At 72.3% G+C, this 18,017-nt stretch carries 14 protein-coding genes; 4 read left to right on the top strand and 10 right to left on the bottom strand.

The genetic code is table 11. The features are described from left to right. Positions 1-724: 724 nt before the first annotated feature. Together CNQ36_RS13725 and CNQ36_RS13730 are read right to left on the bottom strand one after the other, a co-directional pair. On the bottom strand, positions 725-1,396 hold the full coding sequence (locus CNQ36_RS13725; RefSeq protein WP_121546217.1) for an HAD family hydrolase: 672 nt from the start codon (positions 1,394-1,396) through the stop codon (positions 725-727). 46 nt (positions 1,397-1,442) lie between these two features. Then, a complete protein-coding gene (locus tag CNQ36_RS13730; protein ID WP_121546218.1) occupies positions 1,443-1,949 on the bottom strand; it encodes a DUF6912 family protein in 507 nt (168 codons plus the stop codon). Between the two features lie 320 nt (positions 1,950-2,269). Between CNQ36_RS13730 and CNQ36_RS13735 the strand changes: the two genes are divergently transcribed. After that, the gene (locus CNQ36_RS13735) at positions 2,270-2,860 is read left to right on the top strand and encodes an Rv3235 family protein (protein ID WP_121546219.1); all 591 of its coding nucleotides are present in this window, start codon (positions 2,270-2,272) and stop codon (positions 2,858-2,860) included. Between the two features lie 83 nt (positions 2,861-2,943). Here the strand turns inward: CNQ36_RS13735 and secA are convergent, their stop codons facing one another. Then, complete coding sequence (gene secA, locus CNQ36_RS13740) at positions 2,944-5,790, bottom strand: preprotein translocase subunit SecA (protein ID WP_121546220.1); 2,847 nt, start codon at positions 5,788-5,790, stop codon at positions 2,944-2,946. Between the two features lie 279 nt (positions 5,791-6,069). On the opposite strand from secA, the gene CNQ36_RS13745 reads away from it, so the two are divergent. Beyond that, positions 6,070-6,639 (top strand): GNAT family N-acetyltransferase, encoded by a 570-nt coding sequence (locus tag CNQ36_RS13745; RefSeq protein ID WP_004930689.1) that lies wholly within the window; start codon positions 6,070-6,072, stop codon positions 6,637-6,639. A 49-nt stretch (positions 6,640-6,688) separates the two neighbouring features. Further along, on the top strand, positions 6,689-7,876 hold the full coding sequence (locus CNQ36_RS13750) for a winged helix-turn-helix domain-containing protein (protein ID WP_121546221.1): 1,188 nt from the start codon (positions 6,689-6,691) through the stop codon (positions 7,874-7,876). Between the two features lie 20 nt (positions 7,877-7,896). Here the strand turns inward: CNQ36_RS13750 and CNQ36_RS13755 are convergent, their stop codons facing one another. From CNQ36_RS13755 to mtnA, 7 genes are all read right to left on the bottom strand, one after another. After that, complete coding sequence (locus CNQ36_RS13755; protein ID WP_040907016.1) at positions 7,897-8,643, bottom strand: response regulator; 747 nt, start codon at positions 8,641-8,643, stop codon at positions 7,897-7,899. A gap of 203 nt (positions 8,644-8,846) precedes the next feature. Continuing rightward, positions 8,847-9,539, bottom strand: a complete 693-nt coding sequence (gene hpf, locus CNQ36_RS13760; RefSeq protein WP_040907014.1) for a ribosome hibernation-promoting factor, HPF/YfiA family — start codon at positions 9,537-9,539, stop codon at positions 8,847-8,849. Between the two features lie 310 nt (positions 9,540-9,849). Beyond that, positions 9,850-10,764 carry a ComF family protein gene (locus CNQ36_RS13765; RefSeq protein WP_121546222.1) on the bottom strand — a complete coding sequence of 305 codons (915 nt, stop codon included), beginning with the start codon at positions 10,762-10,764 and terminating at the stop codon, positions 9,850-9,852. An 89-nt stretch (positions 10,765-10,853) separates the two neighbouring features. Continuing rightward, entirely contained in the window at positions 10,854-12,665 is a 1,812-nt protein-coding gene (locus CNQ36_RS13770) for an LpqB family beta-propeller domain-containing protein (RefSeq protein WP_121546223.1), read from the bottom strand. Beyond that, positions 12,652-14,742 carry an MtrAB system histidine kinase MtrB gene (gene mtrB, locus CNQ36_RS13775; RefSeq protein WP_121546224.1) on the bottom strand — a complete coding sequence of 697 codons (2,091 nt, stop codon included), beginning with the start codon at positions 14,740-14,742 and terminating at the stop codon, positions 12,652-12,654. Before mtrB ends, CNQ36_RS13770 begins: the two co-directional genes overlap by 14 nt. Position 14,743: 1 nt before the next feature. Continuing rightward, entirely contained in the window at positions 14,744-15,433 is a 690-nt protein-coding gene (mtrA, locus tag CNQ36_RS13780) for a two-component system response regulator MtrA (protein ID WP_004930665.1), read from the bottom strand. A 4-nt stretch (positions 15,434-15,437) separates the two neighbouring features. Continuing rightward, positions 15,438-16,586 carry an S-methyl-5-thioribose-1-phosphate isomerase gene (gene mtnA / locus CNQ36_RS13785; RefSeq protein WP_121546225.1) on the bottom strand — a complete coding sequence of 383 codons (1,149 nt, stop codon included), beginning with the start codon at positions 16,584-16,586 and terminating at the stop codon, positions 15,438-15,440. A gap of 140 nt (positions 16,587-16,726) precedes the next feature. On the opposite strand from mtnA, the gene CNQ36_RS13790 reads away from it, so the two are divergent. Then, entirely contained in the window at positions 16,727-18,016 is a 1,290-nt protein-coding gene (locus CNQ36_RS13790; RefSeq protein ID WP_121546226.1) for a DUF7847 domain-containing protein, read from the top strand. Position 18,017: the final 1 nt, after the last annotated feature.

Consider the following 18,017-nt stretch of genomic DNA (forward strand, 5'->3'; position numbering starts at 1 on the left):
GGAGGTGCGGCGTGCCCCGGGTGCCCTCTTGGACCCGTGCCGCCCGCGAAGACCAGCGACTGCCACCCGGTCACGGATGTCGTCCGTGCCCACCGGGCGCACAGCAGGGACGCCGAGGCCCCCGCGAGCTATCGCGCTGATCACGCCACCAAGGCTATCGCTCCCTGCGGGGCCCCCGTCATGAGCCGTATGTGTACAAAACCAGACCCCGAACTTTGACGTTCTGCACAGTGCGCCCCGGCCCGTCCGCGCCCCGGATCCCCTCCCCGGACACGATCCCCCACGTACCGACAACGCCACGCGAACCGAACACGACAGAAGCGAACCGCGCGGCCGGCACGACGGCGCGACGCACCGGCCGACACCCCTCCGGACGCCACCCGCTCGGCCGACGCGTTTTCGGCCACCTCCGGGATGCCGGCCGGCCGTGTCGCAGCCGCGGGACATCGCCGCCGGGGCACCCGACGTCCGTGTCACCTCGACACACGCGACGCGTGCCGCACGGGCGTGTGCCGCGGACCGGCCGCACGGCCTGCTTCCGCGGGCGGGGCCGACCCGCGCCCGTGACGGGCGGGTCCGGGCCGCCGCCGGACGTTGGACACCCGCGACATGGCTCCGAGGAGCGGCCACGGGCTCGCCGACCGGGTGCGCCCGGAGCACCGGCCGTGCCGGCCGTGCCGGCCGGGTGTCCGAGCCATGCCTGCTCGCCCCGCGAGGGGCGGGGTCAGGCCGCCGCCGCCAGGCGTTCCGCCTCCGCCACCGCCTCCTGGAGGGAGTCCACCACCGGGACGCCCACCGCTTCCAGGCTGGCGCGGCCGTGGGAGCCCCCGGTGTACAGCACGGCGCGCGCTCCCACGTGCCGTGCGGCCAGCGCGTCGTCGGCGGCGTCCCCGATCACCACCGTGCGCTCCGGGTCGATCCCGGTCAGCGCGCCGAGGTGGCGCACCATGTGCTCGGCCTTGCTGCCGCCGGACGGTCCGGTCCGCCCGTCGACCCGTATGAAGTGCGCCTCGATCCCGAAGTCCCGGACCAGCGGGACCAGGTCCTCGTGTCCGTACATGCTGAGGATCGACTGGCTGCGGCCCGCCGACGCCCAGCCCGCCAGCAGGTCCGTCACGCCCTCGGCGAGCCCGCACCGTACCCGGTGCTCCGTGTAGTACCGGTGGAAGGTGGCGTCCATCAGCCCCCACTCGGCCTCGCTGGGCAGCCGCCCCATCAGCCGCTCGTAGAACCTGGGCACCGGCACGCAGTACAGCTCCCGGTACCGCTCCAGTGTGATGGGCTCCAGGCCCAGCTCGCCGAAGGCCGCGTTCGTCGCCCCGATGACCGCGTCGACATCGTGGAACAGCGTGCCGTTCCAGTCCCAGACGATGTGCGCGTCCGTGTGCATCCCCATGCCCGAAAACGTACCCGCCCCCACTGACAATGAGGAGACCCGCAGGTCAGCCCACCAGGTGGGGGATCTCCTGGGTGGCGTACCAGAGCAGCTCATGGTCCTCCGCGCCGTCCACCGTGGACTGCGCCTCGTCGTCCCCGCCGTCCGCCGCGGCCAGCGCGTCCGCGGCCGCCGCCACATCCGTCTCCGCGTCCGCCGCGTCCACGTGCACCGCGGCCGCCCTGGCCAGCCGTACGGCCCCGGCGACCCGCACCTCGCCGAGCGCGGCCGGATCGGCGCTCCGGTCGGGGTCGGCCGAGGCGGTGTCGTCGGACACTTCCACGGCGACCACGACCCTGCGCCGCGGCGCACCGGGGTCCGCCGCCAGCAGCCGCAGGGAGGCCAGCGCGGCACGGCCGAGCGCGGCGTACTCCAGCTCCTCGAGGTCGTCGGAGAGGTACCACCCGCGCAGCGCGGGCGTCACGGCGTACGCGAGGAAGGGCCCGTCGCCCAGCGCACCCGTCCCGTACGCCTCGGCGAGCGCGGGGAGAGTCAGGGGGACGTAGACGCGCATGGTGGGTCGCTTTCGTGTGATCGGGGACTCCGCGAGGGCCTTCAGGATACGTGCGGGCGTCCCCCATCGGGGTCGTGCCCGGGACCCCGGCCGCGTCCACTTCCGTCCCGGACTTCACCCGGTCCGCCCGCCGCAGCGCGGGCCCGAGCGGCCGCCGGCCACCCGGATAGGTGAACTTCCCCGCCCCCGGGACACGCGCAGGGCTTGCTTGCCCTTGACGCCCGGAGCCCCGTACAAGATCCCCAGACAGGAAGTTACTGCCCGGTATCCCCCGGCTCCCCCAGCCGCCCGGATGCCCGGGCCCGTCGAAACGGGGTCCCATGAACAAGGTCATGACCAGGGTGCAGCACCGCCCCGGCGGCCGTCCCCCCGCCCGCCGCGACGCACGCCGCCCCGGCGGTGCCCCGCCCTCCCGCCCGACCGCGGCCAGGACCGCACCCGCCTCACCGCCCCGCACCCCCGCCGGAAGGACGACATCCGCCCCCTCCCCCGACCGGCGCCGGCCCGGCGTCACGGCGCGTTCCACTCGGCCCGCCGACAACCGTCCGCCGGTCCGGGACGCCGTCCCCCAGCCCCGGCCCACCGACCGCTTCGCCGAGCTGCTCCTCGCCGTCCTCAGCGGCCAGCGCCCCGTCCACGCCATGCTGCGGCACACCGCGGGGCGGGCCTACGACGAGCTGGTCCGGCTCGCCGAGCGCGGGCCCCTGCGCACCCGCGGCGTCCGGCCCGTCGTACGGGACATCGGCTGGTTCGAGCCCCGCGAGGGCGCCATCGAGGCGTTCGCCCGGATCGGCGCCGGCGACCGGCTGCGCGCCATGGCCTTCCGGCTGGAGCAGGGACGGGACCTGCGCTGGCGCTGCACCGCGGTGGAGCTGGGCGGCCCCCGCCCGCACGCCGCGGACGGCCGCTGAGCGCACGGACGCCCGAGGGCCGGGCACCCTGGGGTGCCCGGCCCTCGGCCTGCTCACGGCCGCTCCGCACGGAGCGGCGGCGCTCACTTCTTGCGGCGACGCCCGCCCCGCGCCTGCTTGCGGCGCTCGGCGCGGGTGAGGCCGTCGGCCTCGGAGCGCACCGGCTCCTCGTCGCTGGCGAAGTCGCCCTCGACGGTGCCGCCCTCGCCGTCCACCGTCGGCGCGGAGAAGTGCAGGTTGCGACGCTGCGGGGCGTCGAGCCCCTTGGCCCGGATCTCGGGGCGCGACCCGGCCTGCGCGGGCACCGCGTCCTGCTTCTCCAGGTCGGCCACCGGCTTGACGTCCTCCACCGGGACCTCCTCGACCTGCTGCTCGACCTGGACCTCCAGGTTGAACAGGTAGCCGACGGACTCCTCCTTGATGCCGTCCATCATCGCGGAGAACATGTCGAAGCCCTCGCGCTGGTACTCGACCAGCGGGTCCTTCTGCGCCATCGCGCGCAGGCCGATGCCCTCCTGGAGGTAGTCCATCTCGTAGAGGTGCTCGCGCCACTTGCGGTCCAGGACCGACAGCACGACCCGGCGCTCCAGCTCACGCATGATCTCGGAGCCGAGCTGCGCCTCACGGGCCTCGTACTGGGCGCGGACGTCGTCCTTGATGGACTCGGCGATGAACTCGGCGGTCAGGCCGGCCCGGTCGCCCGCGGCCTCCTCGAGCTCCTCGATGCTGACACTCACCGGGTAGAGCTGCTTGAAGGCGCCCCACAGCCGGTCCAGGTCCCAGTCCTCGGGGAAGCCCTCGGCGGTCTCCGCCTGCACGTAGGCGTCGATCGTGTCGTCCGTGAAGTGCTGGATCTGCTCCTGCAGGTCCTCGCCCTCCAGGACGCGGCGCCGCTCGCCGTAGATGACCTCGCGCTGGCGGTTCATGACCTCGTCGTACTTCAGGACGTTCTTGCGCGTCTCGAAGTTCTGCGTCTCCACCTGCGACTGGGCGGACGCGATCGCGCGGGTGACCATCTTGTTCTCGATCGGCACGTCGTCCGGCACGTTCGCCATGGACATCACGCGCTCGACCATCTGGGCCTTGAACAGGCGCATCAGGTCGTCGCCGAGCGAGAGGTAGAACCGGGACTCGCCGGGGTCGCCCTGACGGCCGGAACGGCCACGCAGCTGGTTGTCGATGCGCCGCGACTCGTGCCGCTCGGTGCCGAGGACGTAGAGGCCGCCGTTCTTCTCGACCTCCTCCTTCTCGGCCTTGACCGCCGCCTCGGCCCGCTCCAGGGCCTCGGGCAGGGCGTGCGCCCACTCCTCGATGTGCTCCTCGGGGTCGAGGCCGCGCTGGCGCAGCTCCGCCTCGGCGAGGTCCTCGGGGTTGCCGCCGAGCTTGATGTCCGTACCGCGGCCGGCCATGTTGGTGGCCACGGTGACGCTGCCCTTGCGGCCCGCCTGGGCGACGATCGACGCCTCCCGCTCGTGGTGCTTGGCGTTCAGCACCTCGTGCTGGATGCCGCGCTTGCTGAGCTGCTGCGACAGGTACTCGGACTTCTCCACCGAGGTCGTGCCGACGAGGATCGGCTGACCCTTGCGGTGCTTCTCCTCGATGTCGTCGACGACCGCCTCGAACTTGGCGACCTCGGTGCGGTAGATCAGGTCCGACTGGTCCTTGCGGACCATCGGCCGGTTGGTCGGGATGGGCACCACACCGAGCTTGTAGATCTGGTGGAACTCGGCGGCCTCGGTCATCGCCGTACCGGTCATGCCGGACAGGCCGGGGACTTCCTTGCCGCTGTGGTCGTGGCGCTTGTAGAGGCGGAAGAAGTTCTGCAGCGTGATCGTGGCGAGGGTCTGGTTCTCGTCCTTGATCGGCACCGCTTCCTTGGCCTCGATGGCCTGGTGCATGCCCTCGTTGTAGCGGCGGCCGGCGAGGATACGGCCGGTGTGCTCGTCGACGATCATGACCTCGTCATCGATGATGACGTAGTCCTTGTCCTTCTTGAAGAGCTCCTTGGCCTTGATGGCGTTGTTCAGGTAGCCCACCAGCGGGGTGTTCACCGACTCGTAGAGGTTGTCGATGCCCAGCCAGTCCTCGACCTTGGCCACACCGGACTCGTGGATCGCGACCGTGCGCTTCTTCTCGTCGACGTCGTAGTCGCCGGTCTCCTCGATGCCCTTGAGCGGCTGGCCGGCCTCGCCGCGCTTGAGGCGCTTGACCAGCTTGGCGAAGTCGCCGTACCACTTGGTGGCCTGGTCGGCCGGGCCGGAGATGATCAGCGGCGTACGGGCCTCGTCGATGAGGATGGAGTCGACCTCGTCGACGATGGCGAAGTTGTGGCCGCGCTGGACGAGTTCGTCCTTGGACCACGCCATGTTGTCGCGCAGGTAGTCGAAGCCGAACTCGTTGTTCGTGCCGTAGGTGATGTCGCAGGCGTACTGCTCGCGGCGCTGGGCCGGCGTCATGTTGGCCAGGATGCAACCGACGTCCAGGCCCAGGAAGCGGTGGACGCGGCCCATCATCTCGGAGTCGCGCTCGGCCAGGTAGTCGTTGACCGTGATGATGTGGACGCCCTCACCGGACAGGGCGTTCAGGTACGCGGGCAGGGTGCCGACGAGGGTCTTGCCCTCACCGGTCTTCATCTCGGCCACGTAGCCCATGTGGAGAGCGGCGCCGCCCATGATCTGGACGTCGTAATGGCGCTGGCCCAGCACGCGCTTGGCGGCCTCGCGGACGGTGGCGAAGGCCTCGGGGAGCAGGTCGTCCAGGCTCTCACCGTCGGCGTACCGCTGCTTGTACTCGTCGGTGAGGGCCCTCAGCTCGGCGTCGGAGAGGCCTTCGAAGTCCTCTTCGATGGAGTTGACCTGGTCCGCGATGCGGTGCAGCTTGCGCAGGATCTTGCCTTCGCCTGCACGCATGATCTTCGAGAGGACGGACACGGGGGTTGGTCTCCTTGCCGGTCGGGCCTGGGACGGTCGGTTTCCATTTGACTGACTGAGCAACGGCCATCGTATGCGAGGACCCCGCCACGCCGGGAGGCCTGCCGTGGGGGTGACCGTCGGCTGGTTCCTATCCGATTCACCGCTGCTTCAAAAGAACAACGTCCGGGGCCCCCGGATGGTGCCACGACACCCCGGCGAATTGCGCGAAGGGTGATCGTCGCCTCACGCACCGCTAAGGGATGGCGCCCTTCGCCGCCGCGAGCGCAGAATCGCCCGATGGAACCCGTCACGCTCACCACCGACCGTCTCCTGCTGCGCACGGTCGGCCCGCAGGACACCGACACCGTGTACGCGATCTGCCAGGACCCGGACATCCAGCGCTGGACCACGATCCCCTCCCCGTACCTGCCCGAGCACGCGCGGGGCTTCACGGAGCAGATCGCGCCGGACGGCTGGGCGAACGGTTCGATGTTCACCTTCGGCGTCTTCCTGCCCGGCGGGGAGCTCACGGGCATGCTCGGCATCACCATGCGGGCCCTGGGGACGGGCGAGATCGGCTACTGGGCGGCGAAGGAGCACCGGGGCAACGGCTACATCACCGAGGCCGCCCTCGCCGCCTCCCGCTGGGCCTTCACCCGGATGTCGGTCGACCGCGTGGAGTGGCGCGCGGAGGTGGGCAACACCGCCTCCCGCGCGGTGGCGGAACGCGCGGGCTTCACCGTCGAGGGCGTGCTGCGCTCGTCGCTCAACAACAAGGGAGTGCTGCGGGACTGCTGGGTGGGCTCCCTCCTCCCGTCCGACCTGGGGCTTCCCTCCACGGCGCCCTACGTGCCCGGTCTGGGGTGACGCCCGGGCGCGCGCCGGTTGTCAGTGCCGCCCTCTATGGTGCGGACCCATGACGACCCTTCCGCGACCGACCACGGCGCTCTCGGCAGACGAGGCCCGCCGCATCGCCCTGCGGGCCCAGGGCCTCCTCGGCGCCCCCGACCGCCGCGCGGGCGTCCGGGGGGTCCTCCGCCATCTCGGCGCGGTGCAGCTCGACACCATCTCCGTCCTCGCCCGCTCCCACGAGCTGATCCCCTACGCCCGCCTGGGCGCCGTGGGGCGCCGGACCGTCGAGGACGCCTACTGGACGACGGGCTCGGAGCCGCCGCACGCGTTCGAGTACTGGTCGCACGCCGCCTGCGTCCTCCCCATCGAGGAGTGGCCCCACTTCGCGTTCCGCCGCCGCGCCTACCGCGCCCGGCCGCACTGGAACCACGAGCTCCCCGAAGGCGCCTACGACCAGGTGATCAAGCAGCTCCGCACCGAGGGTCCCCTCACCGCGACGGAGCTGGGCGGCGCCAAGCGCACCAGCGAGTGGTGGGACTGGTCCGGCACGAAGGTCGCCGTCGAACGCGCGCTGATGTACGGCGAGGTGGTGTGCGTCGAGCGCCGCGGCTGGAAGCGGGTCTACGACCTCGCCGAGCGCGCGATCCCGGCGCAGTTGCTGCACGACGAGCTGGACGACACCGAGTGCCTGCGCCGCCTGGTCCGCCTGGCCGGCCGGTCCCTCGGGGTGGGCACCCGCGCGGACATCGCCGACTACCACCGGCTCAAGGGCGAGCAGTTCGACGCGGTGGTCGACGCCTCGGGTCTGGTCCCGGTGACGGTGGAGGGCTGGTCCAAGCCGGCCTGGGCCGATCCGGAGGCCCTGGCATCGCCGCCGCGCGGCCGGCACCGTACGACGCTGCTGTCCCCGTTCGACTCGCTGATCTGGGAGCGGGCGCGCACGGAGCGGCTGTTCGGCTTCACCCACCGCCTGGAGGCCTACGTCCCCAAGCAGAAACGGGTCTACGGCTACTTCGCGATGCCGGTGCTCGCGGGCGGCCGGATCGTCGGCCGGGTCGACCCGGCGCGTGAGGGGCGCACGCTGGTGGCCAAGCAGGTCACGCTGGACGGAGCGAAGGCGGTCCCCGCCGTGGCGCAGGCGCTGGTGGAGGCGGCGGGCTGGGTGGACTGCACCGACGTCCGGGTGGAGCGGGCCGACTCGCCCGAGCTCCGTGAGGCCCTCACCGTGGAGCTCGCCCGGGCGCTCGCCTGACCCCCCTCCGGCGCGCGCCGTCAGCGGATCTCGAGGATCTTCTCCCGCATCGCGTAGACCACCGCCTCCATCCTGGAGTGCAGCTGGAGCTTCTCCAGGATGTTGCGCACGTGGTTCTTCACGGTGTTCTCGGAGATGAAGAGTTCCTTGGCGATGTCGCGGTTGTTCATCCCGGTGGCCACGAGCTTGAGGACTTCGAGTTCACGGTCCGTCAGCCGGGGCGCGGGCACGAGCCGGCGCTCGTCGGTGCGCTGGATCATCGACTTGAACTCGGTGAGCAGTTTCGACGCCATGGACGGACTGATCTGCGACTGCCCGTCGGCCACCGCGCGAATGGCGGTGGCCACCTCGTCGGTGGAGATCTCCTTGAGGAGATAACCGGTCGCGCCCGCCTTGATGGCGTCGTAGAGATCGGCTTCCTCGTCGCTGATCGTCAGCATGATGATCTTCGCGCTGGGGGCGACCTCCTTGATGGAGGTGCACGCCTCGATCCCGCCCCGCTTGGGCATCCGCACGTCCATCAGCACGATGTCGGGCAGCAGGTCGGCCGCCTTCTCCACCGCCTCCGCGCCGTCCCCCGCCTCGCCGACGACCTGGATGTCCTCCTCGGCCGCGAGCACGATCTCCAGACCGCGGCGGAACAGCGCGTGGTCGTCCACCACAAGGACCCTGATCGGCTCCTTGCGTGGAGTGTCCGCGCCCGGGCCCATGCCGACGACGCCGTCGTCGGCATCCTCGTCACGCATCGGTCCGAAGCTGTCCGCCATCGTTCCTCCCCCTGAAGGCTGTGGCCTGTGGTCCTGACCATCGCCAACCCAAGGCAGCGGCCCACCGGTTGGGCCGTTGCAGCCATGATTCCATGCCCCGCCGACAGCGGGGTGCCGGTGTGTGCGCCGAGTGGTCGCACACCGGTGCCCCCGGGGGCGCACGCGCGCACCCAGGGGCACCGGTGTGGTCGCCACGCGGCGGATCAGCCGCCGAGCGTCCCGCCCGCCTCGGGGGCCTGCGTCTGGGTGACCATCGTGTCCGTGCTGAGGTGGATCACGCCGTAGTCGTAGGCGTGCCGCCGGTAGACGACGCTGGGTTCCTTGGTCTCGGAGTCGACGAACAGATAGAAGTCGTGCCCGACCAGCTCCATCTCGTAGAGAGCCTGGTTGAGCGTCATGGGTGCTGCCACGTGGGTCTTCTCGCGGACGACCAGGGGTCCGTCACCCTGCACCTCCAGCGAGCCGATCTTCTTCGTCGGGACGGCGTCCGAGTCCTCCTGGGCGGAGCCCGCACCGGTCCCGTTGAGTGTCGCCGCGCCCGGAACATGGTCGGGGACCTCGGCTGCCGAGATCCTGCGCGCGCCGCGCCGCGAGAAGCGCTTGTCGTGCTGCTTGCGCAGCCGGGCGTCCAGCTTCTCCGCCGCCAGGTCGAGCGCCGCGTAGGCGTCGCTCGCGGCCGCCTCCGCCCGGATCACCGGTCCGCGGGAGCGGAGTGTGATCTCCACCCGGTCGCTGCGGTCGGCCTGCCGGGGGTTGGGCTCCTTGGACACCTCGACGTCGAGGCTGATCACCTTGCCATCGAGCTTCTGGATCTTCTCCAGGTTCAGCTTCTCGGCCACGTGCTTCCGGAACCGCTCGGGCACCTCGGTCTTGCGGCCCTTGACGACGATGTCCACGCAGAACTCCGTTCCCGGATCACTCCGCCTCGATGCGGAGCGTCTCCCTTTTGCACCAGATTCCGGTGACGCCCGGAATCTCGGACTCGGTGACGTCCACCTCCTCCCCCATGGGCGAGATCTCCACTCCACCGGCACGGGTGATTGCGAAAAACCCGCAGCACGGCAATCGGATTCGAGAGGTGTGGCCTGCGGCTTTCCCTCACAACCGAACATATCTCGCCCGGACGGATGTCGTCACCCTCTACCGCGCCGTACCTCCATTCTGGTGAATTGACCTGTCATTACCTGCAACGACGCAAGATCTCAGTCAGTTCCGGCTTATTTCGAAAGCGTCCGGAGACGCCGCGACGACGGCCGCGCACATCACGTCGGTGATCCCCTCGGCGCCCTCCGCGCCCGCGGTACCCGACGGCCGGCCGGACCGCCGGCCCGCCCTCTGTTGAACTGGTCCGTTCCGTTGTTCCCCTCTCCTTTCCCCCGTCTCACCCCTGTACACGAACGCGGGCCCCGAAATACTCGATCCGGCGCCCGGATCCGGCGCCGGGGCCCAAGCCCGCCCCCGAACCGCGCGTGCCGCCTCGGCGAGTGACGCGCCGGTCGTCATCAGGTCGTCCACCAGCACGACCCGGCCTGCCGACAGCAGCCGTTCGCAGCCGCGCGTCACCGTCAGGGCACCCGCGAGATTGGCCAGCCGCTGCCGGGAGCCGAGCCCCGACTGGTCGGCCACGTCCCGTCGTTGCCGCAGTGCGGAAAGCACTCGAACGGGTACCCCCGAGCGCCGCAGCTCACCCGCCGCCGCGTACGCGATCCGCCGCGCGGGATCGTGGCCGCGCGCCCGCACGGCCCGCCGCGCGGAGGGCACCGGGACGAGCAGCACCGGGCGCGGGCCGGCGGACGGCCCGCCGTCGCCCGCGCACGGTGTCCGGGCCGCCCGGAGCCCCGCCCGCACGGCGTCCGCGAGCGCCTCGCCGAGCGGCCGTGACAGGGCCAGGGCACCCCGCTCCTTGTGGGCCAGCAACGTGGCGCGCACCTCGTCCGCGTACCGCGCCGCGGCGTGCACCGGCGGCAGCCCGGCCGGCTCGGGCACCGGCCGCACCCGGCACGGCCCGGCCCCGCTCAACGCCCCGCGGCACCGGGCGCAGAGCACCGCCCGGGGTCTGCCGCAGCCGCCGCACTCGGCCGGGAGCACCAGATCGGTGAGGTCCTGCCACCAGTCCCGCATGCGCCCACTGTGCCAACGCCCGCCGCACCCGGCCACCCCTGTGGATAACCCGGAGGACGGGGCGGGGACGGGCCGGCGACGGGCCCGGATCACCCCGGATAGACCGGCGCGGTTCCCTCCGTCACCTTCTGCCACTGCGCCCCCGAGGGCAGCCGTACGATCCCGTCCACGGAGTGCGCCACCAGCGGCGCCTGTTCGTCCCCGGGCGCGGTGACGGCCTTGACCCCGGTGAGGGCGGCGGGCGGCGGCACGTCCGGCGTGGAGCCGTCGACCTCGACGTACTTCATCTGCTCCACACCCCCCTCCTCGCGCCCGACCACCACGAGCCGGCTGTCCCCGGCCCAGGACATGGCCGTGACCTGTTCCAGTTCGGGCGTCGCGGAGCGCAGGTCCCGCACCGTGACCGCCTGCTGCTCGCCCGCTTCCCGTTCGATCCGCCCGACGAACAGGGAGCGCTGGTCGCCCTTCTCCACGACGAGCGCGATCCGCACCCCGTCCGCGGCCACCCGGACCGCCCGCACCCGGCCGTCCAGCCCCGGTGTCCGCACCTGGACCGGCTCTCCGGCGTCCTGCTCCAGCAGGTACAGCCGCGGGGCTGTGGGGTTGCGGTCGGCCACCCACAGCCCGCCCCGCGCGTCCCAGCTGGGCGTGGTCAGCCTGTCCTCCTCGGTCTTGCCCGTGCTGCGCAGCACGGGCTCCCCGAGGGAGCTCCCCGCCGACAGCGGGGCGACGAACAGCGACCTGCCGTCGATGCCGACACCGGCCGCGGTCCGCTCGTCCCGGGCGACCGCCACCGACCGCAGCGCCTGCTCCCCGTCGCCCAGCGCCCCCGGCACCGGATCCGGGTCGCCGTCGTCGGTGCCCGAGGTGATCCGCACCAGCTTCTGCTCGTCGTCGAGGAAGTAGAGGAAGCCGGGCTCGTGCAGCGCGCCCCGGGTGGCCACGATCTCCGCGCCCTCCCGGGCGAGCGAGCACAGCTGCCCGCCGCCGGCCCGAAGCTCGACCTCCTCCACCGCGGGACTCAGCGTGCGCAGCGTGAACAGCAGCTGGGCCGCCATCTCCTCGCACCGGCCGGTACCGGCCTCGGCGGCCTTGTCGTTGAGCGGCACGGTCAGCCTGCCCCGGTCGTCCGGGGTCAGCGGTCCCGCGCCCTTGCGCAGCGCCGTCCCGCGGGGGAAGGCGGTCCTGACGGCGGGGTCCAGCCAGGTGGTGGGCCCGCTGACGAGGGAGCGCACCATCTGGGTCGTGGGGTCCACGTGACTGCGCACGTAGACGGGGTCGGCGACCGTCATCGGCGGGGCGTCGCCGGAGTCGTTCGAGGCGAAGTAGTACTTGTTGACGGACATGTAGTTACGCTGGAAGTCCGACTTGCCCATGACGACGCCCTGCGGCACCGCGTCGATGCGCCACTGCTCGGTCTTGGCGTCCTTGGCGAGCCGCACCGTCTTGTTGTACGGCCCGTCCGTGGGCGAGTAGGACTGCTGCGCGTCCACCGTGGCGACCCTGGTCCCGGTCAGCGTGTAGGAGAGGGTGTCGGCGTCCTCCGCGTCCGTGCTGTCCGCCGGACCGGCACCCGGCCCGTCCGCGAGGACGGTGGTGGACAGCTCCGGCTGCCAGGTCTTCGCCGCCTCGGGGGTCAGGTACTGGCGCGCGGTCTTGTAGTCCGGGTCGTCGCTGGTCAGCGCCTCCAGGAAGCCCTGCACGATCTGCGTGGGATTGGCGTCCTCGCTGGGCGGCATGGCGAACACCCGCACCTGCGCGTCCTGCCGCGGCGTGGACTCGACGCCCCGCAGATCACCGCTGTCGGGCATCGAGGCGCACCCGGCCAGCAGGACGACCCCGCCGGCGGCGTACGCCACCGTCCGCACCGACACCCCCCGGCCCCGTTCACCGACGCCCACGCGAAGCCTCCCCGTCCCTGTCCGCGTCCCGCGCCGCACTCCGGTCACCGGGCCCCTCACCGTCGTCCCCGCCGGGTGGCGGGCCGTCGCCCTCCGGGGGCGTCGTCCGCGTGCTCCCGGTCCGTGCCTGTGCGGCGGGCCGGGACACCACGCGTGCGCCGTTGCCGGGCAGTGCCGTGGGGTCGGCCGTCGGGGTCGCGGTGGTCTGCCGCAGCGCGAGCGGGTCCCGCGCCGGCCCGTCGGCGGGCTCCTGCGCGGCGACCGTGGCGCGCTTCTCGCCGTCCCGGCCGCCGCGCGGCAGTCCGGCGTCGTCGAGTCCCCGGTTGCGCCGCGAGTCCTTGGGCTCCAGCGGTATCGGCGACCCCCGCAGCGGCTCGTCGGCGGTCCTGGGCAGCGTCAGCCGGAACTGCGAGCCGCCGCCGGGCTCGCCCCACGCCTGCAGCCAGCCGCCGTGCAGCCGCGCGTCCTCCAGGGCGATGGACAGCCCCAGACCCGTACCGCCGGTGGTGCGCGCGCGTGCCGGGTCGGCCCGCCAGAAGCGGCTGAAGACCCGGGTCGCCTCACCGGGCTTGAGGCCGACGCCGTAGTCGCGCACCGCCACCGCCACCGCACCGCCGGCCGCGGCCAGCTTGACGACGACGTCCTTGCCCTCGCCGTGCTCGACCGCGTTGACGACGAGGTTGCGCAGCACACGCTCCACGCGCCGTGCGTCGGCCTCGGCGACGACGGGCTGCTGGTCGCCGGTGACCCTGATCCGCGTGCCCTTCCGCTCGGCGAGCGGCTCCGCCCCGCTGACCACGCGCCGCACGACCTCGCGCAGGTCTATCGGCTCCGCCTCCAGCGCCGCCGCGCCCGCGTCGAAGCGGCTGATCTCCAGCAGGTCGGCGAGCAGCGACTCGAACCGGTCCAGCTGGTCGGCGAGCAGCTCGGCCGACCGCGCCGTCACCGGGTCGAAGTCCTCGCGCGCCTCGTGGATGACGTCCGCCGCCATCCGCACGGTCGTCAGCGGCGTCCGCAGCTCGTGCGACACGTCGGACACGAAGCGGCGCTGCATCCGCGACAGGTCCTCCAGCTGGTTGATCTTCAGCTGGAGGTTCTGCGCCATCTTGTTGAAGGCCTCGCCGAGCCGCGCGATGTCGTCCTCGCCGGTGACCTTCATACGTTCCTGGAGCCGCCCGGCGGACAGCCGCTCGGCAATGCCTGCCGCCATCCGCACCGGTGTGACGACCTGGCGCACCACGAGCCAGGCGATCGCCCCGAGGAGCACGACGACGAACAGCCCGGCGGTCGCCAGGGTGCCCTTGACCAGGCTCAGCGACCTCTCCTCCTGGGTGAGCGGGAAGAGGTAGTACAGCTGGTACGGGTCGCCGTTGGGGTCGTTGACCTGCTTGCCGATGACCAGTCCGGGCTGGGAGTCCTTCCTGGCGTCGTAGACGATGCGGGTGTAGCTCTGGGCCGCCGACGTGCTGGTGTCGATCCGCTCCCGGAGCGCCGCCGGCACACTCGCCGTCGGGTTGACCTCACCGGAGGCGCGCGGTCCGCGCCCGCTGCCGCTGGCGTCCCCCGCGGGCAGGGTCACCACGTCGAAGGCGCCCTGACCACCGCTGGAGAGCGACTCCACGAGATCGCTCATCCACTGGATGACGCTCTGCGAGGGACGGCCGTCCGCGCCGTCGCCGCCCATGACGCCCACGTCCTCGTCGGCCTGCTGCTTGGCCACCGCGAACCCGCCGGTGGCCTGGCTCTGCGACGCCCTCACCTTGGCGTCCAGCAGACCGTTGCGCACCTGGCCGATGACGACGAAGCCCAGCAGCAGGACCACGCCCAGCGACATCAGCAGGGTGGTGACGACGACCTTGAGCTGGATGTTGCGCCGCCAGAGCCGCATGACGGGCAGCAGCGGCCGGCGCACCCAGCGCATCAGCAGCCGGATGACCGGGCTGCCCTGGACCCCGCCCTGCAGCAGCCCGCCCTCGAAGAGCCGGCCCCAGCGGGACCCCGGAGCCTTCCGGCCGACAGGCCGCCCCGGACGGCCACCGGACCCGCCGGGCGCCGAAGCGGCACTGTCACCGGACATGTCAGCTCGGTCCTGCCTTGTAGCCGACACCACGGACGGTCACCACGATCTCCGGCTTCTCCGGGTCCTTCTCGACCTTGGAGCGCAGCCGCTGCACATGCACGTTCACCAGACGGGTGTCCGCCGCGTGGCGGTAGCCCCAGACCTGCTCCAGCAGCACCTCGCGCGTGAACACCTGCCACGGCTTGCGGGCGAGCGCGACCAGCAGGTCGAACTCCAGCGGGGTCAGCGCGATCGACTGCCCGTCCCGCTTCACCGAGTGCCCGGCCACGTCGATCACCAGGTCGCCGATGGCGAGCTGCTCCGGCGCCGGCTCCTCCGACCTGCGCAGCCGCGCACGGATGCGGGCCACCAGCTCCTTCGGCTTGAACGGCTTCACGATGTAGTCGTCGGCACCGGACTCCAGGCCCACCACGACATCGACGGTGTCGCTCTTCGCCGTGAGCATCACGATCGGCACCCCGGACTCCGCCCTGATCAGGCGGCACACCTCGATGCCGTCCCGGCCGGGCAGCATCAGGTCCAGGAGCACCAGGTCGGGCTTGGCCTCACGGAAGGCGGCCAGCGCCTTGTCGCCGTCGGCTACGAAAGACGGCTCAAAACCTTCACCGCGCAGCACGATGCCGAGCATCTCGGCCAGTGCGCTGTCGTCGTCGACGACAAGGACTCGTCCCTTCATAAACGACATCATCCCATTAGCTAATCGTGACCTGGCGTGACCTGGCACACAGCGCGGCCAGAGCATCGGCGGTCACGGGTGAAACAACGCCTTCCTCGGTGACGATCGCCGTCACCAGCTCCGGCGGCGTCACGTCGAACGCGGGGTTGTACGCCTGGGTCCCCAGGGGCGCCACCGGAATCCCCCCTCCCGCTTCCGTTCCGGCCACCGGCACCTGCGGCGCCGTGACCTCCGTCACCTCATGACCGGGGCGCTGCTCCACCTCGATGGACGCCCCGTCCGGCGTCGCCGGGTCCACCGTCGTCACCGGCGCCACCACGATGAACGGCACATGGTGGTACCGCGCGAGCACCGCGAGCGGATAGCTTCCCACCTTGTTCGCCACCGACCCGTCGGCCGCGATGCGGTCCGCCCCGACGAGCACCGCGTCCACCTCGCCCGCGGCGAACAGCGATCCCGCCGCGCTGTCGGTGAGCAAGGTGTACGCCATGCCGCTGCGGGCCGCCTCGTATGCCGTCAGGCGAGCACCTTGCAGCAACGGACGCGTTTCGTCCACCCACAGCCGCCGGAGCCGCCCCGCGCGGTGCGCCGCCAGCGCCACCGCGAACGCCGTCCCCTCACCGCCCGAGACCAGCGAACCGGTGTTGCAGTGCGTCAGGACCCGGTGCCCGCCGGCCGGCAGCAGCTCGTCCAGGAGCGCCAGCCCGTGCCCGGCCATCCGGGCGCTGGCCTCGGCGTCCTCCCGGTGCAGCCGCCGCGCCGCGGCCAGCGCCGCCCCGGCCGCCTGCCGGGGGTCGCCGCCGTCCGCGATTACCGCCCGGTACGCCGCGTGCGCCCGGCGCACGCCGACGGCCAGGTTCACCGCGGTGGGCCGGGCGCTCTCCAGCGCCGCCGCCGCCTCGTCCACGTCGTAGCCCCGTACGGCGGCGAGCGCGACGCCGTACGCCCCCGCGACGCCCAGCAGGGGAGCACCCCGCACGGCGAGCGAGCGGATCGCCTCCACCAGCGCGGGCGCGTCCGTACAGACGAGTTCGACCTCCTCGGCCGGAAGCCTCGTCTGGTCGAGCAGCACCAGGACGGGGCCTTCGGGTGGCTCTTCCCAGCGCAGTGCAGGGATCTCGGTCGGCCGCTTGCTGTCACCGTTGTCCGCGTACTGATCAGCCATGGGGTCAGTCTGCCCCCTGTCGCGCGGACAATTGAAGGTAAGCGGCCCTCACCTCGGCAGGTCACCCGATGACCACCCCATGGCACGATGGCTGCCAAGCTGCCGCCGCGACCGCGGACGGGCACCGTGAAGGAGCGACGATGAAAGACACTCCGGGCTGGGCCTCGCCCGGATCCGCCCCGTCCGAAGGGCAGGACCAGGGCACGTCCCAGCCTGCCGAGCCCGCCGACCAGCCCGATGGGGCCACTCAGGACACCCCGGGCGTGAAGTGGTCGAAGGAGCAGCCGCCGCCCGCACAGTGGTCCGCGCCCACCGGCCGGCCCTCGCCCACGGACTCCGGACGCGCCGCCCCGCCCCCACCGCGGGGCCCGGGCTGGGGCGCCCCGCCCCCCGGCGGCTCCGGTGGCCCCGGCGGCGGTCACGGCGGCTGGGGAGCGGGCTGGGGAGGCCCCCCGCCCGCGGCCAAGCCCGGCGTCATCCCGCTCCGCCCGCTCGGAGTGGGCGAGATCCTCGACGGCGCCGTCTCCACCATGCGCACCCACTGGCGCACGGTCCTCGGCATCTCGCTGACCGTCGCCGTCCTCACCGAGATCGTCGTCGTGCTCCTCCAGGGCCTCGTCCTGGACAACAGCGGCACCGACGTCCTCGACGACCCCAGCGCCACCCTCGACGAACTGACCGCCGCCATGGGCGACGCCCTGCTCAACTCCGGCGTGGTCTTCCTGGTCACCCTGGTCGGCACCGTCGCCGCCACCGCCCTGCTCACGACCGTCACCAGCCGCGCGGTACTCGGCAAGCCGGTCACCACCGGCGAGGCCTGGCGCGACGCCCGCCCCCAGATCGTCAAGCTGTTCGGACTGATCTGCCTGCTGCTGCTCATCACCGCCGGCATCGTCACCGTCGGCGCGCTGCCCGGCTTCCTCGTCGCCCTCGCGGCCGGCAGCGAGGTGGGCGCCGCCCTCACCGTCCTGGGCCTGATCGGCGCCGGTGTGGCCGCCCTCTGGCTCATGATCCGCCTCTCGCTCGCCTCGCCCGCGCTGATGCTGGAGAAGCAGGGCATCGTCAAGGCGATGAGCCGCTCCGCCAAGCTGGTGCGCGGCTCCTGGTGGCGGGTCTTCGGCATCCAGCTGCTCGCGACGATCATCGCGAACGTCGTCGCGTCGATCATCGTCATCCCGTTCACCTTCCTCGCCGCGACCGTCGGCGGCGACGGCGCCTCCGGCTTCCTGAACAGCGGCGGCGACATGGGCTGGACCTTCCTCGTCATCAGCGGCATCGGCTCGGTCATCGGCGCCATGATCACGTTCCCGATCACCGCCGGCGTCACCGTGCTCCTCTACGTCGACCAGCGCATCCGCCGCGAGGCCCTCGACCTCGAACTGGCCCGCGCCGCGGGCGTCCAGGCCCCCGGCACCACCTCGGGGGGCTGAC

It is taken from the genome of Streptomyces fungicidicus, assembly GCF_003665435.1.
Classification (GTDB): domain Bacteria; phylum Actinomycetota; class Actinomycetes; order Streptomycetales; family Streptomycetaceae; genus Streptomyces; species Streptomyces fungicidicus.

Coding starts and splice junctions, on each gene's coding strand:
- CNQ36_RS13750 (WP_121546221.1), top strand. CDS start 6,689: ATGACGACCCTTCCGCGACCGACCACGGCGCTCTCGGCAGACGAGGCC.
- CNQ36_RS13745 (WP_004930689.1), top strand. CDS start 6,070: ATGGAACCCGTCACGCTCACCACCGACCGTCTCCTGCTGCGCACGGTC.
- CNQ36_RS13755 (WP_040907016.1), bottom strand. CDS start 8,643: ATGGCGGACAGCTTCGGACCGATGCGTGACGAGGATGCCGACGACGGC.
- CNQ36_RS13735 (WP_121546219.1), top strand. CDS start 2,270: ATGAACAAGGTCATGACCAGGGTGCAGCACCGCCCCGGCGGCCGTCCC.
- mtnA (WP_121546225.1), bottom strand. CDS start 16,586: ATGGCTGATCAGTACGCGGACAACGGTGACAGCAAGCGGCCGACCGAG.
- CNQ36_RS13725 (WP_121546217.1), bottom strand. CDS start 1,396: ATGGGGATGCACACGGACGCGCACATCGTCTGGGACTGGAACGGCACG.
- CNQ36_RS13730 (WP_121546218.1), bottom strand. CDS start 1,949: ATGCGCGTCTACGTCCCCCTGACTCTCCCCGCGCTCGCCGAGGCGTAC.
- mtrB (WP_121546224.1), bottom strand. CDS start 14,742: ATGTCCGGTGACAGTGCCGCTTCGGCGCCCGGCGGGTCCGGTGGCCGT.
- CNQ36_RS13790 (WP_121546226.1), top strand. CDS start 16,727: ATGAAAGACACTCCGGGCTGGGCCTCGCCCGGATCCGCCCCGTCCGAA.
- mtrA (WP_004930665.1), bottom strand. CDS start 15,433: ATGATGTCGTTTATGAAGGGACGAGTCCTTGTCGTCGACGACGACAGC.
- CNQ36_RS13765 (WP_121546222.1), bottom strand. CDS start 10,764: ATGCGGGACTGGTGGCAGGACCTCACCGATCTGGTGCTCCCGGCCGAG.